The organism is Photorhabdus sp. S10-54, assembly GCF_963878145.1.
Lineage (GTDB): Bacteria > Pseudomonadota > Gammaproteobacteria > Enterobacterales > Enterobacteriaceae > Photorhabdus > Photorhabdus kayaii.
Map to the genome: position 1 here is coordinate 104,949 of NZ_CAWNXG010000001.1, position 20,381 is coordinate 125,329.

Here is a 20,381-nt window from a genome sequence, read left to right on the forward strand (position 1 = left end):
TATAAAATGTGTGGTAATCGCTATTTATACTTTTCCTTATGTAAGGGCAATTAACCATCTCAATAGACTGGTTTTTGTCGTTATAAACTTTTTATTCTGAGGAGGCTCTATGAATACCGATTTGAAGCTTGGTTTATTTACTGCTGTCAGCACGTTGGTGATGATTGCCATTTTTGCCGCTCTTTGCTTGATCTTTGCCTGATGTTTTGAACGGGTTAGATGATTTAAAAATTGGGCTTTACGTTGAAAGGAAATTGGGCAGATAGTCTCTTTATCTGCTCTTTGTTTTTCTGCCGCTATTGTGTCTGTCATCTTAACAACCTCTACAATAAATAACCGTGAAAATCATGTCATCTGTGTCAGGATACGAAGAGATCAGGATACATATTAGTGAGAGAAAATGGTATTCTCCGCAATATTGTGACGATGTTGGTTATCAACAGACTGTTGGTTTAAAGGAAATAAAAATGACGACTACTATAGAGAAGATTGAGCGCCAAATTAAAGAAAACCCGATTTTATTGTATATGAAAGGTTCTCCTAAATTGCCAAATTGTGGCTTTTCTGCGCAGGCGGTTCAGGCTTTATCTGCGTGTGGTGAACGTTTTGCTTACGTAGATATTTTGCAAAATCCAGATATTCGTGCAGAATTGCCAAAATATGCTAATTGGCCAACTTTTCCTCAGCTTTGGGTGGAAGGTGAGTTGATAGGTGGATGCGATATTATCATTGAAATGTATCAGCGTGGTGAGTTACAAACATTAATCAAAGAAACTGCTGATAAATATCGTTCTCAGGACGAAAACGCGACAGAGTAATTTTTTAATTACTTATATACCCTATGGATTTCAAGATGCATCGCGACGGCAAGGGAGTGAATCCCCGGGAGCATAGGTAACTATGTGACCGTGGTGAGCGAGTGCAGCCAACAAAGAGGCAACTTGAAAGATGACGGGTATAGATTATTATGCTATCCCCCCATATGTTGATATATGGGGGGTATTATTGTTTAGATTTGATTATATTAATCTAGCCATTCGGCTATTTATCCAGTTTTTTCTGCGGTTGTTGCTAATGGCCAGCCACCAAGTTGTTTCCAACGGTTGACCATTTCACAGAATAATTCAGCGGTACGATCAGTATCATATAAAGCACTGTGAGCCTGATTATTATCGAATGGGATGCCGGCTGTGATGCAGGCTTTTGCTAAGATTGTTTGTCCTAACACCAGACCACCTAAAGCAGCGGTGTCAAAAGTTGCAAACGGATGAAACGGATTTCGTTTTAGTCCAGTGCGTTCCGCGGCAGCCATAACAAAGCTGTGATCGAAGTTAGCATTGTGAGCAACGATAATTGCCCGATTACAATGATTATTTTTTATCCCTTTACGAACCATTTTAAAAATAGCGTGTAGAGCTTCATATTCGCTCACTGCCCCACGTAGCGGATTTAATGGATCAATGCCGGTGAATTCTAGGGCTGCTGGTTCAAGATTGGCTCCTTCAAATGGCTCAATATGGAAGTGAAGTGATTCGCCAGGCGTTAGCCAACCTTCACCATCCATCTCCAGTGTAACGGCGGCAATTTCAAGTAATGCATCTGTTTTGGCATTAAAACCGCCAGTTTCAACATCAATAACAACAGGGTAATAACCTCTAAAACGTCCACTAAGGACGTTTGGCTCTTTTTTGTCAGACATCAGATTGAGTTACCCAGAGCGTTGCTGGCATTTTTGTTTTCAATAAGTTCAATTTTGTAGCCATCTGGATCTTCAACGAAAGCAATAATGGTTGTTCCGCCTTTTACAGGACCCGCTTCACGGGTAATGTTACCACCTGCTTTGCGAATAGATTCGCAAGTGGTTGCGACATTATCAACACCTAATGCGATGTGACCAAAGGCATTTCCCATTTCGTAATGGTCAACTCCCCAATTATAGGTCAACTCGATTACTGCTCCTTCGCTTTCATCAGCGTAGCCAACGAAGGCGAGTGAGTATTTATATTCGGTGTTTTCACTGGTGCGCAACAGGCGCATTCCTAACACTTCAGTGTAAAAATTAATGGAGCGTTGTAGGTCACCAACACGGATCATGGTATGGAGTAAACGCATAATTACCTCTAATTTAATGGTTTTACCAATATTTTTGTGCGGTAGATCGCACAAAAACCACTAACTATAACGTGTCTTACGGTTACAGTTCAATTTGTCCATAATTATAATTTATTCTTATCTAGGTTTATAATTAAATATAGTATGTGAATTGTATAGGAAACGGGATGTGATGGCTGAGCAACTAGAGTTTTTTGCTATTCCCAGTCCTTGTCGAGGAATTTGTCAGGCGAATGAGCGGGGTTTTTGTCTGGGGTGTTATCGTAGCCGGGAAGAAAGATTTAATTGGATGAAAATGTCAGATGGGCAAAAGCGTGAAGTATTGCGACTGTGCCGGCAAAGATATTTACGTGCATTGAGAGCACAAAATCAGATAGATGAAGAACCACCTGAGCAGCCATCACTGTTTTAATTATCGATTTTTGAGGTTATTGGGATTAACAATTCAATGATTTACTTATATAGGGTTATATTTTTGGCAAAGTTATAAATGTTCTACTATAATTTTAAGTATTTTGTTTGTTATTTTTTTATTTCTTGATTAACGGAAAGGCTAAGTGAGCTTATTTGATGTTTTCATAACTTTATGTTTTAAATGGAATTTTAAGCTTGATTGTGTGATAAATGTAAAATAAAAACAACATTAATGTAAAAATAGATAGCTTAGCATTTAGATGACAGCTATTCTTATAGTACTTTGAATAAAGTATTGAATGATATTTATTGGTTTCTGTTTGTTTGTATTCGTAGTTCTGATAGTTTTTATGGTAAAAATATTGTATGTTGATTGTTTGTTCTGAGTTTAAATTAAGTTTAGTTATTCTTGGTTATAGTTACCTGAATTAGTTAGTTACTAAGAATTTACTGTGATTATACAGAAGTTATATATACTTTTTTAAGGCTAGTTAGCCTGATTTAGAAAAATTTGGCTGTTATGTTTAGTAGGCTAGTTATTTAAGGAGGGACAATTGGAATCTACATTGGGATCAGATCTGGCACGGTTAGTTCGTATTTGGCGTGCTTTAATTGACTATCGTTTAAAGCCGTTAGAATTAACTCAGACTCATTGGGTAACGTTATACAATATTAGCCGGTTACCTCAGGAGCAATCTCAGATACAGTTGGCGAAAGCTATCGGTATCGAGCAACCATCTTTAGTCAGGACATTAGATCAGCTTGAGGAAAAAAAACTTATCACCCGGCATACTTGTGCCAATGATCGTCGTGCAAAGAGAATCAAGCTAACTGAAGATTCTGCATCGGTTATTAGGGAGTTAGATGGTGTTATTGAATCCACAAGAAATGAGATTCTGGGAGGTATTTCACGCGAGGAACTTGCTTTTCTTTCCACTTTAGTTCAGAAGTTAGAGCAAAATATTATCCAATTACAAAATAGATAGTAATGACGATATCCATGAAATGCTAACCGGATGAAAGAAGACCGCGACTTACTAAAATGAAGTCACGGTTTTCTTATCTATATCTTATTGTCGAGGTGAAACAGTAATATTACTACCTTGGCCTGCGATTCTTACACGTTGGCCTTTATGAAAGAGTGTTTTGCCTTGTTTTTGAACAACAATGATGCTTTCACCACTGTCACGACGAATTTCGAGTTCTACACCTTTAGTTGTGTTAAGAGCTCCCTGAACATTTTGGCCCGCGACACCACCGGCAATCGCACCTGTGGCAGTTGCTAATGTGTTGCCGCTGCCACCACCAATAGTATTACCAACAAGGCCTCCTAGAACTGCACCACCAATCGCGCCTAATACATTCTCATTGCTGCTCGCCTGAATATTGATAGGACGAACAGAAACAACTGTGCCGTAAGAGACAGTTTGGACCTGCTTAGCTTGTCCAGCAGTGTAGGTATCACCAGAAAGAGAATCGGTGTTGACACAGCCTGATAATGAAGCAACGGCAACCGCGCTAACTAAAAAGTGCTTAAACATAGTAACTCCTAATTTCGATGCCTGACTGCGGAAATCTGATAGCTCACTGGGCAATCAGGCTAACAACCGGCATTGGCAATAAGTAATAAAAAGTTTATTCAAATAGAATATCAGTACATTAGCAATCTAGTGCTAAACATATATTAAACGTCAATAGAGATTTTTAAAAGAAATAGCTATTAATGAAAAATTCAGCATTTTTTGTGAAGTTGTTTCCAAAACTCAGGTTTTATTCCTTCGTTTGTCTATTAGTCATATACAGCCAAAACCACTGCGCTTTATAGTTATTGGCATGGTTTCTGATTTTATCAAGACAGATTCTAAGCAGGAAGGCAAATTAAATGGTTATGAAGTCAGGTCGTTATATTGGTGTAATGTCGGGTACAAGTCTGGATGGCGTTGATGTGGTGCTTGCCGCAATCAATGATAAAGTTGTTGCTCAGCAAGCCAGTTATTCGCATCCATTCCCATACGAATTAAAACAGAAAATTCTCGCAGTCTGTCAAGGGCAGCAAACGACATTATCGGCAATCGGTCGGTTGGATTATGAACTTGGTTCTTTATTCGCTGAAGCTGTACAAGGTTTACTGATTAAAACAGGGTTAACTACAAGTGATATTACTGCTGTGGGATGTCATGGGCAAACCGTTTGGCATGAGCCAGATAGTCATACGCCTTTCACTATGCAACTTGGCGACAATAACCGTATTGCAGCTTTGACTGGGATAACTGTGGTTGGCGATTTTCGTCGGAGGGATATGGCATATGGTGGGCAGGGAGCGCCATTAGTTCCAGTTTTTCATTTCGCCGTATTAGGCCATTCGACAGAACGAAGGATAATTCTCAATATCGGTGGTATTGCCAATATAACGACGCTATTACCTGGATCACCTGTCAAAGGGTATGACACAGGTCCGGGTAATATGCTGATGGATAGTTGGGTATGGCGTCATCAGAAAAAACCTTATGATAAAGATGCGCAATGGGCACGAGAAGGTGTTGTTAATAACAAATTGCTCGGACAAATGCTTTCTGATCACTATTTTTCACGACCAGCCCCTAAAAGCACAGGTCGGGAGTATTTCAATATGAGTTGGTTGGAGGCGCAATTAGTTAACTTTCCTGACATATCTCCTGTCGATGTTCAGGCAACGCTGGCCGAGCTGACAGCAGCGTCTGTATCACAGCAAATTATGTTGAGTGGTGGATGTGAACGTCTGTTGGTTTGTGGTGGTGGCGCACGTAACCCGCAGATAATGAGTCGACTTTCTGCCTTATTACCGGGGACGGAGGTTTGCCCGACAGATAAATATGGCCTAAGCGGTGATGATATGGAAGCACTGGCATTTGCTTGGTTAGCATTCCGTACAATGTCAGGTGTGCCAGGGAATTTACCCTCTGTTACCGGTGCGAGTACTGAAACTATTTTAGGAGCGATTTATCCTGTTATTAATCAATAACAATGATAAGCTATTGGGTATTTAGTGAGTCATAAACAGAGCTACGTTAATGTCAGAACATAATGAATTTGATGTTGCAGAATTACGCCGTGAATATATTCGTGGTGGGTTAAGACGTAAGGATTTGACTGAAGAGCCCATCGAACTTTTTGAGCGTTGGCTTAATCAAGCATGTGACGCTAAGTTGAGTGATCCCACAGCAATGTCTATAGCGACGGTCGATGAGAATGGTCAACCGTATCAACGTATTGTGTTATTGAAGCATTTTGATACAAATAGTCTGATTTTTTATACAAATTTAGGTAGCCGGAAAGCGAAACATTTGGCGCACAATAATAAAATCAGCCTCCATTTCCCTTGGTATCCTTTGGAAAGGCAAGTCTCTTTTCTTGGTAAAGCGGAACGTCTTTCTCCTGTTGAGGTGGTGAAATATTTCCATAGCCGTCCTAGAGATAGCCAGATTGCTGCATGGGCATCACAACAATCTTCCCGTATTTCCGCACGCGGTGTTTTAGAAGGGAAGTTCCTTGAATTGAAACAGAAATTCTTGAATGGTGAGGTGCCTTTGCCTAGCTTTTGGGGGGGATTCAAAGTGACCTTTGATTCTGTTGAATTTTGGCAAGGTGGTGCAAACCGGCTCCATGATCGGTTTATTTATCAACGGCAAGGCGATAGCTGGCATGTTGACAGGCTTGCACCATAAATCGTGGATTATCATTTTTAATACTAGCACTTATAGTATTGGCGTTTTATCCTATGCCGCACTCTTTTTAAATCGCGATTTATACAACAGACAAAATACACAAATTAATGGAGTCATTAATGTCTAGCAATAACCTGATAAAACAACTGCAAGAGCGGGGCCTCATTGCCCAGGTGACGGATGAGAATGCGTTAGCGGAGAGACTGGCGCAGGGCCCTGTCTCCCTCTATTGTGGTTTCGATCCGACCGCTGACAGCTTGCATTTGGGGCATCTGGTTCCCTTGCTGTGTTTAAAACGATTCCAGCTAGCCGGGCATAAACCCGTGGCGTTAGTTGGTGGAGCGACGGGTTTGATTGGTGATCCAAGTTTCAAAGCCACTGAACGTAAATTGAATACTGAAGCTACCGTTAAAGAGTGGGTGGAGAAAATTCGTAGACAAGTTTCACCTTTCCTCGATTTTGATTGTGGCGAAAATAGCGCTAAAACAGCCAATAATTATGATTGGTTTGGCAACATGGATGTTCTGACTTTCCTGCGTGATATCGGCAAACATTTCTCAGTTAATCAGATGATTAACAAAGAGGCGGTTAAACAGCGTTTGAACCGTGATGATGTGGGTATCTCTTTCACTGAGTTTTCTTATAATCTACTGCAATCCTATGATTTTGCTCGCCTGAATGAAGTACATGGTGTTGAGTTACAGATTGGTGGTTCTGACCAGTGGGGGAATATTACTTCTGGTATTGATCTAACGCGTCGTATCAACCAGAAACAAGTATTTGGCATGACCGTTCCATTGATCACGAAATCTGATGGCACTAAATTTGGTAAGACAGAAGGTGGCGCTGTTTGGTTAGATCCGAAGAAAACCAGTCCATACAAATTCTATCAATTCTGGATTAACACTGCGGATGCTGATGTTTATCGCTTCCTGAAATTCTTTACCTTTATGAATCTTGAAGATATTGATGCTTTGGAAGAAGAAGATAAAAATAGCGGTAAAGCTCCTCGTGCTCAGTACGTGTTGGCAGAACAAGTTACCGGTATGGTGCATGGTGAAGAGGGGTTAGCAGCCGCTAAACGGATTACAGAAAGTTTATTCTCTGGAGCTGCTGCTGATTTGACCGAAGCGGATTTTGCTCAATTGGCGCAGGATGGTATGCCGGTAATTGAGTTGGAAAAAGGCGCAGATTTGCAACAAGCTTTGGTTAATGCCGGGTTGGTACCTTCTCGTGGTCAGGCGCGTACGATGATCAGTTCCAACGCTGTCGCAATTAATGGTGAAAAACAATCTGAACCTGAATATCTGTTTACTGACAGTAACCGTCTGTTTGATCGTTACACCCTGCTGCGTCGTGGTAAAAAACACGATTGTTTGATCTGCTGGAAATAACTCATATTATATATACCCTATGTATTTCAAGATGCATCGAGACGGCAAGGGAGCGAATCCCCGGGAGCATAGATAACTATGTGACCGGTGTGAGCGAGTGCAGCCAATAAAGAGGCAACTTGAAAGATGACGGGTATATGATGGGGCAATGATAATGTTGCCCTTTCTCTTACTATGACTTTAATCTTATAAACAGAAGCCAGAATAAAAATATAGGCCGTCATTGTGAAAAATATCCTTTCAATTCAATCTCATGTTGTTTTTGGTCACGCTGGCAACAGTGCTGCGGAATTCCCTATGCGTCGGATGGGGGTAAACGTATGGCCGTTGAATACAGTACAGTTTTCAAATCACACCCAATATGCTCAATGGAAAGGGTGTATTATGCCAGCTAACCATCTTACAGAAATCGTTCAGGGCATAGAAGAAATTGAACAGCTCAAATCTTGTCATGCAGTACTGAGTGGATATATCGGTTCAGCGGAGCAAGGGGGCCATATTATCGATATAGTAAAACGGGTAAAAGCGGTGAATCCTGATGCTTGGTATTTCTGTGATCCCGTTATGGGGCACCCAGAAAAAGGTTGTATTGTTGTGCCTGGGGTGGCTGAATTTTTGTGTAAAGATGCACTTCCTGTAAGTGATATCATTGCGCCAAATTTGCTGGAGCTTGAAACACTTAGTATGCAGAAAGTGACTAATGTAGAACAGGCTGTTGTGGCTGCTCGAACACTATGTGATAAAGGGCCGGATATTGTACTGGTTAAACACCTTAGTCGAGCTGGTTATCGGACTGATCGTTTTGAAATGCTATTAGTGACTAAAGAACATAGCTGGCATGTAAGTCGGCCTTTGGTGGATTTTGGCGAACGCCAGCCAGTTGGTGTGGGTGATTTAACCAGCGGCTTGTTATTGGTTAATCTATTAAAAGGCGAGCCTTTACAAACTGCCCTCGAACATGTCGCTGCTGCGGTTTATGAAGTGATGGTAACAACCAAAGATATGGGCGAATACGAATTACAAATTGTGGCTGCTCAGGACAGAATGGTGGCGCCTGGTCATAAATTCTGTGCGACACAATTGGATTAAGATATTTAACCGTTCCACGGACATTGCGTGGAACGGTTTTTTATTTTTAAATTAACCCTTCAGCTTTCAGGGCATCACGAACATTTGGACGTTCTGCAATCCTCTCTTGATAAGCTTTAAGATGAACCAGATCAGATAGATCCAATCGCACTAAAGGTGCCCAGTTACTGAGCGTGAATAAGTAAGCGTCAGCAACAGTAAAATGCTCCCCGGCAATGTATGGCTGTTTTGCTAATACTTCATCTATATACTTGAATCTTCTAAGTAGATTATTAATAGCAACAGGACGATAATTTTCTGGTGTTCCTGGCATGAACAGGGGTGAGAATCCTTTATGGATTTCACTGGAAATATGGCTAAGCCATTCAAGTTGATGATATCGTTCCATTGTTCCGGCTGGTGCAATTAATTTTTTGTCCGGTTTCTGGTCGGCAATATATTGGACAATAACAGCTCCTTCGGTGAGGATCTCATTGTTATCTAGCAGGAGAGTTGGTATCTGGCCTTTTGGGTTGATTGCGAAAAAATCGTCGCCGTTCTCCGTTTTTTTAGTTTTCAGATCAACTTTAATCACGCTGAAATCAAGTCCTGCTTCACGAAGTATGATGTGGGGTGATAGAGAACAAGCTCCAGGTTGGTAATAAAGTTTCATGTATAGCTCCTTAAAAATTTTCGGTAATATACCCGTTATCTTTCAAGTTGCTTCTTTGTTGGCTGCACTCGCTCACACCGGTCACATAGTTTGCTATGCTCCCGGGGATTCGCTCCCTTGCCGTCGCGATGCATCTTGAAATCCATAGGGTATAGATATAATAGGACAAAGGAACTCAGTAAGGCATTGTCATAGCCTTGATACATACTACCACGGCATATGGAAATATGTTATAGCAAATTAATGATTGAATAGATATCCGATGGTCTGATCATATCGTGATTAGTGCTTTCTTATGCACTTGATTATATGAGTGGTTATCTGGTTTTTTATCGTTATTTTGGGGTAAATTGGTTGCATTAATAGAGAAATTTAAGGAGAGTTCTGGATGAAATTACTTGTCCAAAACTGCCCCGTATTTTGTGTTATATAGCATATTTTACAACTGATGATATTATACGGAATAAATAATAGAGATTATTGATAGTTGCAAAAATTCATTTTATATTGATTATAACATAATTAATATATTATTTTTTCTAAATGATTTGTAATCATAGGAAAATAAATTGAATTTATTTGTAAAATCACTAAAATAGATCATGCATTGCCTATAGTTTCTTGTAAAAATATCTTTTTTATTCTCTTTATTAAAGTTTTCGACTAACTCATTGTAAATATTATTAATTGCTCTGATTTGTCCATTAAGTTTATTGACTGAATTATTTATATTTCTAAGGCTAAATGAAACATCTGATATATTTAAAGTGATTTCTTCCATCAATAAAGAGAGTTTATATATTTGTTTTTTATCTTCTCCATCGGGAATACTCTTTAATAATTGTTGTATTTTTATATGTGTTTTTTCTGCGAAGTTTTTCTTGCTTTCAAAATTAATTTGAGACATTTCAAAGAGTTGTGGTAATTTTGAGATGAAATCGTTTAGCTTACTAAAATCTGATTCAATTTCTTTCAATGCATGATCGACCCTGGCAATATAACCATGACCTAAATATCCACTGCTAAGTGAACCTAAATAAGTTGTTGCTTTGTGTATATTTTTAATGATTCTATCAATATCTTGTTCATCGGAATTATATGCATATTCATAATCTTCCAGCGCTGATGGCCAGTGATATAATGATTCACTAAACTTATTCCAAGAAGTTGCAATTTCTTGAGATAGATCATGATTTTTCAGGCATTCTGGCAATTTTATATTGGTAATTGATTTAAACATATTGGATATAATTAAAAAATCATTTTTCATTTTATTCACCTTGCTAAAATAATAAATATCATTAAATTGTATAAAAGTATGAAATATAATATTAAACCTAAAAGATTAAAATGATAATAAAAATAAAATATTGCATTAATAATCAATTATATGAAATTAAGTTGTTGATTATATTAAAGGACATATTACTGATTAGTGCAAGGAAACGAGATAATATTTTTTATTTCGGTAAAACAATTATACCCTATGGATTTCAAGTTGCATCGCGACGGCAAGGGAATGAATCCCCGGGAGCATAGATAACTATGTGGCCGGGGTGAGTGAGTGCAGCCAACAAAGAGGCAGCTTGAAAGATGACGGGTATATAAGGTAATATCGTTTAACTATTTAATTACAAAGGTTTTAATAATTCTCTCCAATTGTTTTTTATATTTTAATTTAAAATTAATTTTTACCTATTAGTGATGATTTAATGAAGTGATTAATCTATTATTTTATTGATAATAAAAGGCCCGAAAAACTAGCTTTTCGGGCCTTGTTTTGTGAGTTGAAATTTACTGATTATTAATCAGATTATTTCAATTCCAGTTCATTCATTGCGGCAATGCTGAAACCACCGTCAACATGCAGGATTTCACCGGTAATACCGCCGGACAGATCCGAGCACAAGAATGCCGCAGCGTTACCAACATCTTCAGTTGTTACAGTGCGGCGAATTGGGTTAACGGATTCACAGTGAGCCAGCATTTTACGGAAATCTTTGATGCCAGACGCAGCCAAAGTACGGATAGGCCCGGCAGAGATACCGTTAACACGAATACCTTCAGCGCCCATGGCGTTAGCCATATAACGGACGTTAGCTTCCAGAGATGCTTTTGCCAGACCCATTACATTATAGTTAGGGATTGAGCGCTCTGCTCCTAAGTAGGTGAGAGTTAGTAAAGCAGAATTTGGGTTCAGCATTTCACGGCAAGTTTTTGCCATAGCAACAAAGCTGTAAGAGCTGATGTCGTGCGCGATTCTAAAACCTTCGCGGGTAACGGAACTGACATAGTTACCATCCAGTTGATCAGCAGGTGCAAAGCCAATGGAGTGAACAAAACCATCGAATTTTGGCCAAATTTTACTCAGCTCGGTGAACAGGACTTCAATGCTTTCGTCTTCAGCTACATCGCAAGGCAGAACGATAGTAGAATTTAGGGAAGCAGCAAATTCTTCAACACGAGGTTTCAACTTGTCATTTTGATAAGTGAAAGCCAGCTCAGCTCCCTGGTCATGCATTGCTTTTGCAACACCATAAGCGATGGAGAGTTTACTGGCGACGCCAGTGATCAGAATGCGCTTGCCGGTCATAAAACCCATAACAGTATCCTTGTGTGATAACGCCGGTAATGATATTCATGGATTAAAATTGCTCACAGAGACAATATCAATATGACGTTTTATTGTTAATAAACCCAGTAATTCTATCACGCTAGAGAGAAATATGCTGTATTTTGCGTTCTGCTCCGAGCAGTGATTATCGTTTTCTATATGTTAAGGAATATCCTGCCGCCAGGCATCAGCGGTGAGTGCTTCACCAAAATGGCTAGCGATTAAACGGCGGGTCATATCGTGCAGAGGAGAAGCCAACACTTCTGCTGTATTTCCCCGCTCAACAACTTCCCCTTGATGCATGACCAGCACCTGATCGCTGATATGTTTCATCATGCCAAGATGCTGGGTGACATAGAGGTAAGAAATACCTTGTTTTTCCTGTAATTCCAACATCAGATTAATGATTTGAGATCGCATAGACATATCGAGTGATGCTAATGCCTCATCAGCAATAATAATCTGAGGTTGTAATATCAATGCGCGCGCCAGTGCTACCCGCTGTTTCTGGCCTGAGGCTAACATATGTGGATAATAATTGGCATGGTCCGGTAACAGGCCAACTTGTCGCAATGTTTGGTTGATCCGTTTTTCCCGCTCCATTGTATTGAGCGCTGTATTAAGCAGAAGGGGAATATCAAGAATTTGACCAATACGCTGACGAGGATTTAGCGACGTACTTGGGTCCTGAAATATCATGCGAATGCGTTGGCTGCGATAACTGTAATCACCGTAAGTGAGTTTATGGCCTTCGATCATGATTTCACCGGCAGTTGGCTCGATGACGCCTGAAAGCATTTTTGCCAGTGTTGATTTTCCAGAACCGTTTTCACCAATAATCGCCAGTGTCTGTTTAGCTTTTAAGGTAAAACTAACGGGTTTTACCGCATTGAGATGTTGACGATGAAAAAAACCCGTTCGATAGCGAAAAGTTTTAGCCAAGTTCCTGACTTCTAGCAGAGTATTAATCAATTACTGTTCCTCCAGATTCAGTGGAAAGTGGCAGGCAAAAGCGTGGTTTTTAATCACCCGCAACCGCGGTGTTTCAATACACGTTTTTTGCGCATAAGGACAACGCGGACCTAAACGGCAGCCGATGGGTAAGTGCTCAAGGGATGGAATAGCGCCTGATAAGGTGTTTAACCTGCTTTTATGAGGCAAAGAGCTACCAAAATCAGGGATAGCGCGGCTTAACGCTTGTGTGTAAGGGTGGTGTGGTGTTACCAGTAATTCATCGGGAACGGCGCTTTCGACCGTTTGACCACAGTACAGAACATTAATGCGATCCACCAATTTGCTCATGACTTGCAAGTCATGACTTATCAGTAAAATGGTGGTGTTGTTGTTCTGATTCAATCGTGCTAACAGACGAAAAATCTGAGCTTGTGTGGTCGGTTCCATCGCATTGGTTGGTTCATCTGCAATCAGCAGGCGTGGTTGGTTAGCCAATGCGATAGCAATCATGACCTTTTGGCACTCTCCCTCCGTTAACTCGCAAGGGAAGCTATTCATAATGTCTTTATGATCTTTAATTCCCACACGGTGGAGTAATTCAATAGCCCGGCGTTTTCGCCATTTGAAACGTTGCCACCAACGGCCTTTGTATGTCCAGCAGGGAATGGCTTGAATGAGTTGACGACCAATATTTTCAGAAGGATCAAGACAGGATTGTGGCTCCTGAAAAATCATTGAGATATTGTGGCCGATCACTTTTCGGCGCTGACGTGGAGTCAGACGGAGCAGATCAATATCATCGAAGCGAAAACGGTCAGCCGTCACTTTGAGATTATCTTTAGTGACTCCGCTTATTGCTTTGGCAATCAAGCTTTTACCTGAGCCGGATTCACCAACCAGACCACGTATTTCGCCTTCTGTCAGTGACATACTGACGCGATCAACCGCTTTAACTGGCCCTTTGGCAGTCATAAATTCAATAGTGAGATTGCGAATGTCGAGTAATGGCATTATTCCACCCCGGAATTAATTGCTCGGTGTAATCCATCACCTAATAAATTGACTAACAAGACACAGAACATAATTGCCGCGCCGGGCAACATAACGGTCCAGGGCGCAACATAGATTAGCTCCAGTGAATCGCCCAACATGGCTCCCCATTCGGGTGAGGGAAGTTGGGCGCCAAGATCAAGAAAACCAAGTGAAGCGATATCAAGTATGGCGATAGAAAGGGCACGTGTTAGCTCGTTGACCAAGGCGGCGGTAATGTTTGGTAATACGGCATACCATAGAATGTGGTAATTAGAGGCGCCATCCAGGCGAGCGGCAATAACATATTCTTTATCTAGCTCATCGTGAACGGCGCTGTAAACTGTGCGAACGATACGTGGCAATAGCGCCAACCAAATAGCGATTATTGCATGCTGCAAACTGGCGCCCACAAAGGCGACGACAATGATTGCCAACAATAGTGATGGGATAGAGAGTAATGTATCGAGAATATGATTGAGCACCGCGGATTTCAGTCCTCGTGTCATGCCTGCCAGACAGCCAATAATCAGACCACATAAAGCGGCTGCTAAAGTGACTAACAGAGCTGAACCGAATGTAGAGGCTGTACCTATTAGTAATCGGCTGAGAATGTCGCGTCCAAGATCGTCGGTACCTAGAAAAAATGCGATATTACCGTGATATGACCATGAAGGTGGCAGCAACTGATGACCAAGAAATTGTTGATCGAGCTTATAGGGGGCCAGATAGCTACCAAACAGACTTAGGGCGATCAGAATCAGCACCCCATAAAACCCCATCATTGCCAACATGTCAGAATAGAAAAAGCGCCAGATGACCTTTATCGGTGACGGCATTTTCTTTTCACGATAAAAATTATCTAAGGGCATACCATTCCTTATGCTTCAGAGGGTTAGCCATTGCGCCAATAATATCAGACAGAACATTGACAAAAATCACCAGTGTGCCAATCACCATAACACTGGCAGAAATGGCGGAATAATCTTGCTGACGAATGGCACTGACCAACCAATGACCAAGTCCCGGCCAGTTAAATACGAGTTCTGTCATCATTGCCAGTGTCAGCATGGTGGAAAATTGTAATCCTAGTTTCGGAATGATAGGGGGCAACGCATTGTGTAATACATGACGACGGATAATTGTCAGCCTTGATAAACCACGGGTTGCGGCGGCTTTAATATAGTTTTCACCAAAAACTTCTTCTGTGCTGTTCCTCATCAACCGGATAACTTCGGTTGTCGGTGCAACGGCGAGTGTAATAACGGGTAGCAGCAAGTGTTGCATGGCACTAATGATCATCTCATTACGATAGGGTGATTTTGATAACCAGGCATCAATTAATGAGAAACCTGTTACAGGTTCAATCTGATATAGCAGATTAAAGCGCCCGGAGACGGGTAGCCAGCCGAGATAAAGAGAGAAAAATAGAGTCAGTAATAATGCTAGCCAAAAAATCGGGATGGAAAATCCGACTAAAGCAATGGAGATGATAACAGTATCTGCTGGTTTGTTACGCCATACTCCCGCAATAATCCCGAGTGGGATGCCGACTAGTAAGGCGGTAGAGAAAGCCAGAATACAGAGCTCCATTGTGGCGGGGAACACTTCCCGTAGTTGTCCGCTGATAAGTTCACCATTAATGCTGGATACGCCAAAATCCCATAGTAATAAGCTGTTGAAATAGAATATATAAGCATCAAATAGGGATGCCCCGCTGAGTGGAGCATTGGGGGTAAAGTAACTTAGGCTAAAGCTTATCAGTGACAGGAAAAACAGGGTAATAATCAGCAATAGCAGACGACGGAGAGTGTAAATAATCATTTGTCACCCTTCTGATTCATTCGATTAGTCTCTTTTTCCCGATAAACGCCAGCGAAAGAGGTATTACCAAATGGGCTGAGTACCAGCCCTTTAATATCATGACGGTAGGCCTGTAAATGCAGAGAATAGGCTAATGGTAATATAGGTAATTGCTGCTCAAGGACTTGTTGAGCCGCATGATAATACTTAATTCGGGATAATAATTGCTGGTTAATCAAAGCTTCCCGCAAAATTTTATCAAACGTTGGCTCACACCAATGGCTGAAATTTGTCTGTGAAGCGATAGCAGCACAACTTAACAGTGGACGGAAAAAACTGTCTGGGTCATTACTGTCAGTTGACCAACCTGATAATGTCATATCGTGAGATTTATCCATCAGTTTGGTTTCCTGAAAGCGGCCCTCAACAGGTTTGATACTCATGGTAATACCAACTTGTGCTAAATCGGCCTGAATCAGTTCTGCCATTTTGAGTGGACTTGGATTATATGATTGAGAGGCGGAAGGTACCCATAAGCTCAATTGCAAGCCATTTAATCCGAGGTCATTAAGCATTTTACGGGATTTTTCTGGGTTGTATTCCGTAATTTCAGTTTGATTATCATAAGCCCATGACGCCCGAGGTAAAATTGATGAGGCTGTTTCCGCCGTACCATAATAGATGGATTGCATCAGCCGTTGGTTATTAATAGCGTAAGCAATGGCTTGCCGGACCTGTAGCTTATCAAGTGGTGGCTTGCTGGTATTGAAAGCCAGATAAGCGATATTCATTCCTGGGCGTAAAGTCAGACGCAGGCGAGGATCATCTCGTAAAACTGTAAGCTGACTGGCAGCGGGATACGCTAATACATCACATTCACCGGTTAAAAGTTTAGACATCCTGCCGGTGCCGCCGGCGCCGACGTCAATAACTATCTGACGCATTTGTGGTTTGCCTTTCCAGTATTTATCATGACGAACCAGACGAATAAATTGTCTGGTCCGATGATCTTCCAACATAAACGGGCCTGTGCCGACAGGTTTCCAGTCAATTTGTTCATGGCGATTCATTTGATGCAATTGTTGCCCATATTCTTGTGAAAGTATTGGGGCATAGTGGGTTGCCAAATGCCAAAGAAAAGAAGCATCTGGTTCGTTCAAGCGAAACTCCACCGTATATTCATTAAGTTTACGGATACTTTGAATAGAATCGGCCAGTTGGAGGCTGTCAAAATAGGGATAATGCCCGCCATTGACGTTGTGATAATAGTGTTGCTTATCAAACAGACGCTTAAAGCTGAAAATGACGTCATCAGCATTCATGTTACGGGTCGGAGTAAACCAGTCTGTTGATTGAAATGAGACATTATGGCGCAAATAAAAACGGTAGGTAGCACCATTATCCAGTATTTCCCAATGGGAGGCTAATTCAGGGAGTAAACGATAAGTATAGGGGTCTACATCTAGTAGGCGCTCATAGAGTTGTGCTGCCAGTGTATCGACAGTTAAGCCGCTGCTAGCCAGTTGGGGATTAAAGGTATTCAGATTGCCATTAACGCAATAAATAAGCCCTTGTTGCTGAATGTCAGTCGGAACGTGGGGATTTTTTTCAGGCATAGCTATTGTTTCTGCAATAGCAGGAGCTGAAAGGGATAATATGATCCAATAAATCAAACTGCGCATATAAGGCATCTGTTATTAATTAGAATTGACACATTGTATCTCAATTCGCTCTTGAGCCCAAAAAAACGCTGAGGGGATGATAATGAGAAAAATTCTCAATAAAGTGCTTTACAAAACGTATTGATAACCATTATCATCTGTATCGCACTTCCGGGGAACAGTTTTTGTATCTCAGGAAAGGCACGACATTGCTCACATTGCTTCCAGTGTTTTTTAGCCAGCTCGGGTGCTGGCTTTTTTTTATCTGTAATCCGGATCACTTATCGCCGGCGTTGATATCATGTTTCTTCATTAAGCCTCGTAATTGATAATAGGTCAGTCGTAGTTTCTCTGCTGCTTTTCTTTGGTTAAATCTGCTCTCTTTTAATGATAATGCTATTAATTGTCGTTCGCTGTCATGTTGCCACTGTTTCAAATTAACTGGTAGTGAAGGCAGAAGTTGTGAAGATAAATCATTACTATCATCATTGGCTATAAAATGTGGTGTGGAGGCGAATGGGTTAATAATAATATTATCAAGTTGAGCAGAATTTTCGCCGTGACGATAAACCGATCGTTCCACAACATTTTTCAGTTCACGAATATTACCGGGCCACGTGTAATCCTGTAACTGTTGTCTTGCCTGGTCAGTGAACCCGGGAAATAGTGGTAAATCAAGTTCGCGGCACATCTGAATAGCAAAATGCTGCGCTAACAACATGATATCCTGCTGTCTTTGCCGCAATGGTGGGATTTTAACCACATCGAAAGCCAGCCTATCGAGCAAATCAGCGCGGAATTGCCCCTTAGCTGCCATTGCGGGCAGATTATCATTGGTCGCGCATATCAGTCGAGCATCAACTTGTAATGATTGGCTGCCGCCAACGCGTTCAAGATGCCCATATTCAATGACACGCAACAGCTTTTCTTGAACTTGCATTGGTGCGGTTGCCAATTCATCAAGAAATAGTGTTCCTCCATCAGCACGTTCAAATCTTCCTTGGTGCCTCTTTTGCGCACCGGTAAATGCGCCAGCTTCATGACCAAATAACTCTGAATCTAATAAATTTTCATTCAGAGCCGCGCAGTTTAGGGAGATAAATGGGCCTTGCCAGCGGGGAGATAAATAATGCAAACGGCGGGCAATCAGCTCTTTGCCGGTTCCGCGTTCCCCAATAACGATAACGGGTTTGTTTAATTTTGCCAGCGCGGATACCTGCTCCAGAATTTCAATAAAGCTGTTTGCTTCACCCAATAGGTTTTCTGTGGCGTCATTCATGGTTATTTTCACCGATAATTGGTTATTTTAGCCACTTTATTACGTTGTGATAAAAAGTTAAATAAAAAAATTTCTTTATATTTCATGGAAATAAAGTAAATGAAAAGTTGGCATGACTCTTGATAGGATAGAAGTGACATGAATAGTATTAACCAACCTTAACCAAAGAGGATAATTTGTTATGGGTATTTTCTCTCGTTTTGCTGATATCGTGAATGCCAATATCTCTTCATTACTGGATAAAGCGGAAGATCCGCAGAAAATGATTCGTCTAATGATTCAGGAAATGGAAGACACTTTAGTTGAAATTCGCTCAACTTCCGCCCGTGCTTTGGCAGAGAAAAAGCAGTTATCTCGCCGCATTACCGCAGGTGAACAACAAATGCACGACTGGCAGGAAAAAGCGGAACTGGCGTTGAATAAAGAGAGAGAAGATTTGGCACGGGCAGCCCTGCTTGAAAAGCAGAAAGTGGCTGCTTTAGTGGATACATTGAAACATGAATTAACCATACTGGAAGAGACACTTGAGAGAATGAAAGGGGAGATTGTTGAGCTTGAAAACAAACTTAGCGAAACCCGAGTAAGACAACAGGCATTGGCTTTGCGTCATCAGGCGGCCGCCTCTTCCCGACAGGTTCGTCATCATCTAGACAGCGGTAAAATTGATCAGGCAATGGCTCGCTTCGAACAATTTGAACGCCGTATCGATCATATGGAAGCGGAAGCAGAAGCCGTGGGCATGGGAAAACAAAAATCGCTGGATCAACAGTTTGCTGAATTAAAAGCAGACGATGAAATCAGTGCGCAGTTAGCGGCAATGAAGGCTAAAATAAATGCTAATAAAGAACAACATTAAGTGTTGGCGCACTCAACTAACCATTTAAGGAAAAGTGATGGGCTCTATATTTCTTGGCATTCCGCTGACTATTTTTGTACTTTTTGTGTTACCCATCTGGTTGTGGTTGCATTATAACAGCCGGAATTCAAACCAAAGCCAGTTAGATCAGAATGAAATTCAGCGTCTGGCAGAGCGGGTACAACATATGCAGGCACGAATCAAAACATTGGAAGATATTCTGGATGCGGAACATCCTGATTGGAGGCAATCATAATGTCGAATGGTAACCGCCGGAAACTGTATCGAATACCCGAAAAGGGCAAAATTAAAGGTGTTTGTGCTGGGTTGGCCTATTATTTTGATGTACCAGTACGTTTGATTCGTGTCATCGCGGTATTGTCACTCTTCTTTGGCCTGTTTGGTTTTGTGGTTGTTGCTTATATTGTACTGGTTTTCGTCCTTGATCCGGCACCTACGGGTTATATCGAAGAGGACCATTTTTCAGTACAAAACTTGCTGAATGAAATCGATTATCAATTGAAATCGGGAGAGATTCGTCTGCGCCAAATGGAGCGTTATATCACCTCAGAAACGTTCAGCGTTCGCAGTCGTTTCAGGCAGCTTTGATAATAATTAAGGGAGGCCTTGGGCTAATTGTGGGGTCATTAGTGTTGAAACGAACTCATGAAGCGGCGGAACACGATAATTGGTTCTGGGAACAAGTGAAACAGGGCCTCAATGAAGCCGATGATCCTAACACGGTTTGGGTTTCTCATAAGTTGGCTAAACAAGAGATGTAGCGTCAGCGTGAAGCCCTGCCAGCACGAGTTGCAGGAAA

At 41.2% G+C, this 20,381-nt stretch carries 25 protein-coding genes; 11 read left to right on the forward strand and 14 right to left on the reverse strand.

Annotated elements, in window-relative coordinates; translation table 11 throughout:
- Positions 1–36: 36 nt before the first annotated feature.
- Positions 37–312, reverse strand: a complete 276-nt coding sequence (locus tag AACQ83_RS00510) for a hypothetical protein (RefSeq protein WP_112875777.1) — start codon at positions 310–312, stop codon at positions 37–39.
- Between the two features lie 155 nt (positions 313–467).
- On the opposite strand from AACQ83_RS00510, the gene AACQ83_RS00515 reads away from it, so the two are divergent.
- A complete protein-coding gene (locus tag AACQ83_RS00515; RefSeq protein ID WP_112875778.1) occupies positions 468–818 on the forward strand; it encodes a Grx4 family monothiol glutaredoxin in 351 nt (116 codons plus the stop codon).
- A 227-nt stretch (positions 819–1,045) separates the two neighbouring features.
- On the opposite strand, the gene rnt is transcribed toward AACQ83_RS00515, so the two are convergent.
- Complete coding sequence (rnt, locus tag AACQ83_RS00520) at positions 1,046–1,699, reverse strand: ribonuclease T (RefSeq protein WP_112875779.1); 654 nt, start codon at positions 1,697–1,699, stop codon at positions 1,046–1,048.
- Positions 1,699–2,112, reverse strand: a complete 414-nt coding sequence (gloA, locus tag AACQ83_RS00525) for a lactoylglutathione lyase (protein ID WP_112875780.1) — start codon at positions 2,110–2,112, stop codon at positions 1,699–1,701. The genes rnt and gloA overlap by 1 nt, the downstream gene beginning before the upstream one ends.
- 172 nt (positions 2,113–2,284) lie before the next feature.
- On the opposite strand from gloA, the gene AACQ83_RS00530 reads away from it, so the two are divergent.
- Positions 2,285–2,524 carry a DUF1289 domain-containing protein gene (locus AACQ83_RS00530; protein ID WP_112875781.1) on the forward strand — a complete coding sequence of 80 codons (240 nt, stop codon included), beginning with the start codon at positions 2,285–2,287 and terminating at the stop codon, positions 2,522–2,524.
- A gap of 556 nt (positions 2,525–3,080) precedes the next feature.
- Positions 3,081–3,512: a transcriptional regulator SlyA gene (gene slyA / locus AACQ83_RS00535; protein WP_112875782.1), complete on the forward strand. Its 432-nt coding sequence runs from the start codon at positions 3,081–3,083 to the stop codon at positions 3,510–3,512.
- 84 nt (positions 3,513–3,596) lie between these two features.
- On the opposite strand, the gene AACQ83_RS00540 is transcribed toward slyA, so the two are convergent.
- Positions 3,597–4,067, reverse strand: a complete 471-nt coding sequence (locus tag AACQ83_RS00540; protein WP_112875783.1) for an outer membrane lipoprotein — start codon at positions 4,065–4,067, stop codon at positions 3,597–3,599.
- A 347-nt stretch (positions 4,068–4,414) separates the two neighbouring features.
- Between AACQ83_RS00540 and anmK the strand changes: the two genes are divergently transcribed.
- The 3 genes from anmK (at position 4,415) to tyrS (ending at position 7,624) form a co-directional block, all read left to right on the forward strand.
- A complete protein-coding gene (gene anmK / locus AACQ83_RS00545) occupies positions 4,415–5,527 on the forward strand; it encodes an anhydro-N-acetylmuramic acid kinase (protein WP_112875904.1) in 1,113 nt (370 codons plus the stop codon).
- Positions 5,528–5,576: 49 nt separating this feature from the next.
- Complete coding sequence (pdxH, locus tag AACQ83_RS00550) at positions 5,577–6,230, forward strand: pyridoxamine 5'-phosphate oxidase (protein ID WP_112875784.1); 654 nt, start codon at positions 5,577–5,579, stop codon at positions 6,228–6,230.
- A 119-nt stretch (positions 6,231–6,349) separates the two neighbouring features.
- Positions 6,350–7,624, forward strand: coding sequence for a tyrosine--tRNA ligase (gene tyrS, locus AACQ83_RS00555; RefSeq protein ID WP_112875785.1), 1,275 nt, complete (start codon positions 6,350–6,352; stop codon positions 7,622–7,624).
- 26 nt (positions 7,625–7,650) lie between these two features.
- On the opposite strand, the gene AACQ83_RS00560 is transcribed toward tyrS, so the two are convergent.
- The gene (locus AACQ83_RS00560) at positions 7,651–7,848 is read right to left on the reverse strand and encodes a hypothetical protein (protein WP_112875786.1); all 198 of its coding nucleotides are present in this window, start codon (positions 7,846–7,848) and stop codon (positions 7,651–7,653) included.
- Between the two features lies 1 nt (position 7,849).
- Here AACQ83_RS00560 and pdxY point away from each other — a divergent pair, with 1 nt between their 5' ends.
- Positions 7,850–8,713 (forward strand): pyridoxal kinase PdxY, encoded by an 864-nt coding sequence (pdxY, locus tag AACQ83_RS00565; RefSeq protein WP_112875787.1) that lies wholly within the window; start codon positions 7,850–7,852, stop codon positions 8,711–8,713.
- 46 nt (positions 8,714–8,759) lie between these two features.
- On the opposite strand, the gene gstA is transcribed toward pdxY, so the two are convergent.
- The 9 genes from gstA to pspF form a co-directional block, all read right to left on the reverse strand.
- Positions 8,760–9,365: a glutathione transferase GstA gene (gene gstA / locus AACQ83_RS00570; RefSeq protein ID WP_112875788.1), complete on the reverse strand. Its 606-nt coding sequence runs from the start codon at positions 9,363–9,365 to the stop codon at positions 8,760–8,762.
- A gap of 511 nt (positions 9,366–9,876) precedes the next feature.
- A complete protein-coding gene (locus AACQ83_RS00575) occupies positions 9,877–10,635 on the reverse strand; it encodes a hypothetical protein (protein WP_112875789.1) in 759 nt (252 codons plus the stop codon).
- A gap of 543 nt (positions 10,636–11,178) precedes the next feature.
- Positions 11,179–11,967 (reverse strand): enoyl-ACP reductase FabI, encoded by a 789-nt coding sequence (gene fabI, locus AACQ83_RS00580; RefSeq protein WP_011146814.1) that lies wholly within the window; start codon positions 11,965–11,967, stop codon positions 11,179–11,181.
- Positions 11,968–12,141: 174 nt separating this feature from the next.
- The gene (gene sapF, locus AACQ83_RS00585) at positions 12,142–12,951 is read right to left on the reverse strand and encodes a putrescine export ABC transporter ATP-binding protein SapF (RefSeq protein ID WP_112875790.1); all 810 of its coding nucleotides are present in this window, start codon (positions 12,949–12,951) and stop codon (positions 12,142–12,144) included.
- The gene (gene sapD / locus AACQ83_RS00590; RefSeq protein ID WP_112875791.1) at positions 12,952–13,944 is read right to left on the reverse strand and encodes a putrescine export ABC transporter ATP-binding protein SapD; all 993 of its coding nucleotides are present in this window, start codon (positions 13,942–13,944) and stop codon (positions 12,952–12,954) included.
- The gene (gene sapC, locus AACQ83_RS00595) at positions 13,944–14,834 is read right to left on the reverse strand and encodes a putrescine export ABC transporter permease SapC (protein ID WP_112875792.1); all 891 of its coding nucleotides are present in this window, start codon (positions 14,832–14,834) and stop codon (positions 13,944–13,946) included. Before sapC ends, sapD begins: the two co-directional genes overlap by 1 nt.
- Positions 14,821–15,786: a putrescine export ABC transporter permease SapB gene (sapB, locus tag AACQ83_RS00600; protein WP_112875793.1), complete on the reverse strand. Its 966-nt coding sequence runs from the start codon at positions 15,784–15,786 to the stop codon at positions 14,821–14,823. The genes sapC and sapB overlap by 14 nt, the downstream gene beginning before the upstream one ends.
- Positions 15,783–17,447 carry an ABC transporter substrate-binding protein SapA gene (gene sapA, locus AACQ83_RS00605; RefSeq protein ID WP_112875905.1) on the reverse strand — a complete coding sequence of 555 codons (1,665 nt, stop codon included), beginning with the start codon at positions 17,445–17,447 and terminating at the stop codon, positions 15,783–15,785. Before sapA ends, sapB begins: the two co-directional genes overlap by 4 nt.
- A 256-nt stretch (positions 17,448–17,703) precedes the next feature.
- Complete coding sequence (gene pspF, locus AACQ83_RS00610) at positions 17,704–18,705, reverse strand: phage shock protein operon transcriptional activator (protein ID WP_112875794.1); 1,002 nt, start codon at positions 18,703–18,705, stop codon at positions 17,704–17,706.
- A 181-nt stretch (positions 18,706–18,886) separates the two neighbouring features.
- On the opposite strand from pspF, the gene pspA reads away from it, so the two are divergent.
- Genes pspA through AACQ83_RS00630 form a run of 4 tightly spaced genes read left to right on the forward strand, consistent with a single transcriptional unit; the run spans position 18,887 to position 20,343 of the window.
- Positions 18,887–19,561, forward strand: coding sequence for a phage shock protein PspA (pspA, locus tag AACQ83_RS00615; protein ID WP_112875795.1), 675 nt, complete (start codon positions 18,887–18,889; stop codon positions 19,559–19,561).
- A gap of 37 nt (positions 19,562–19,598) precedes the next feature.
- Positions 19,599–19,817, forward strand: a complete 219-nt coding sequence (pspB, locus tag AACQ83_RS00620) for an envelope stress response membrane protein PspB (protein ID WP_011146806.1) — start codon at positions 19,599–19,601, stop codon at positions 19,815–19,817.
- The gene (gene pspC / locus AACQ83_RS00625) at positions 19,817–20,170 is read left to right on the forward strand and encodes an envelope stress response membrane protein PspC (RefSeq protein ID WP_112875796.1); all 354 of its coding nucleotides are present in this window, start codon (positions 19,817–19,819) and stop codon (positions 20,168–20,170) included. The genes pspB and pspC overlap by 1 nt, the downstream gene beginning before the upstream one ends.
- A 41-nt stretch (positions 20,171–20,211) precedes the next feature.
- Positions 20,212–20,343 (forward strand): hypothetical protein, encoded by a 132-nt coding sequence (locus AACQ83_RS00630; protein WP_255566824.1) that lies wholly within the window; start codon positions 20,212–20,214, stop codon positions 20,341–20,343.
- Positions 20,344–20,381 lie beyond the last annotated feature (38 nt).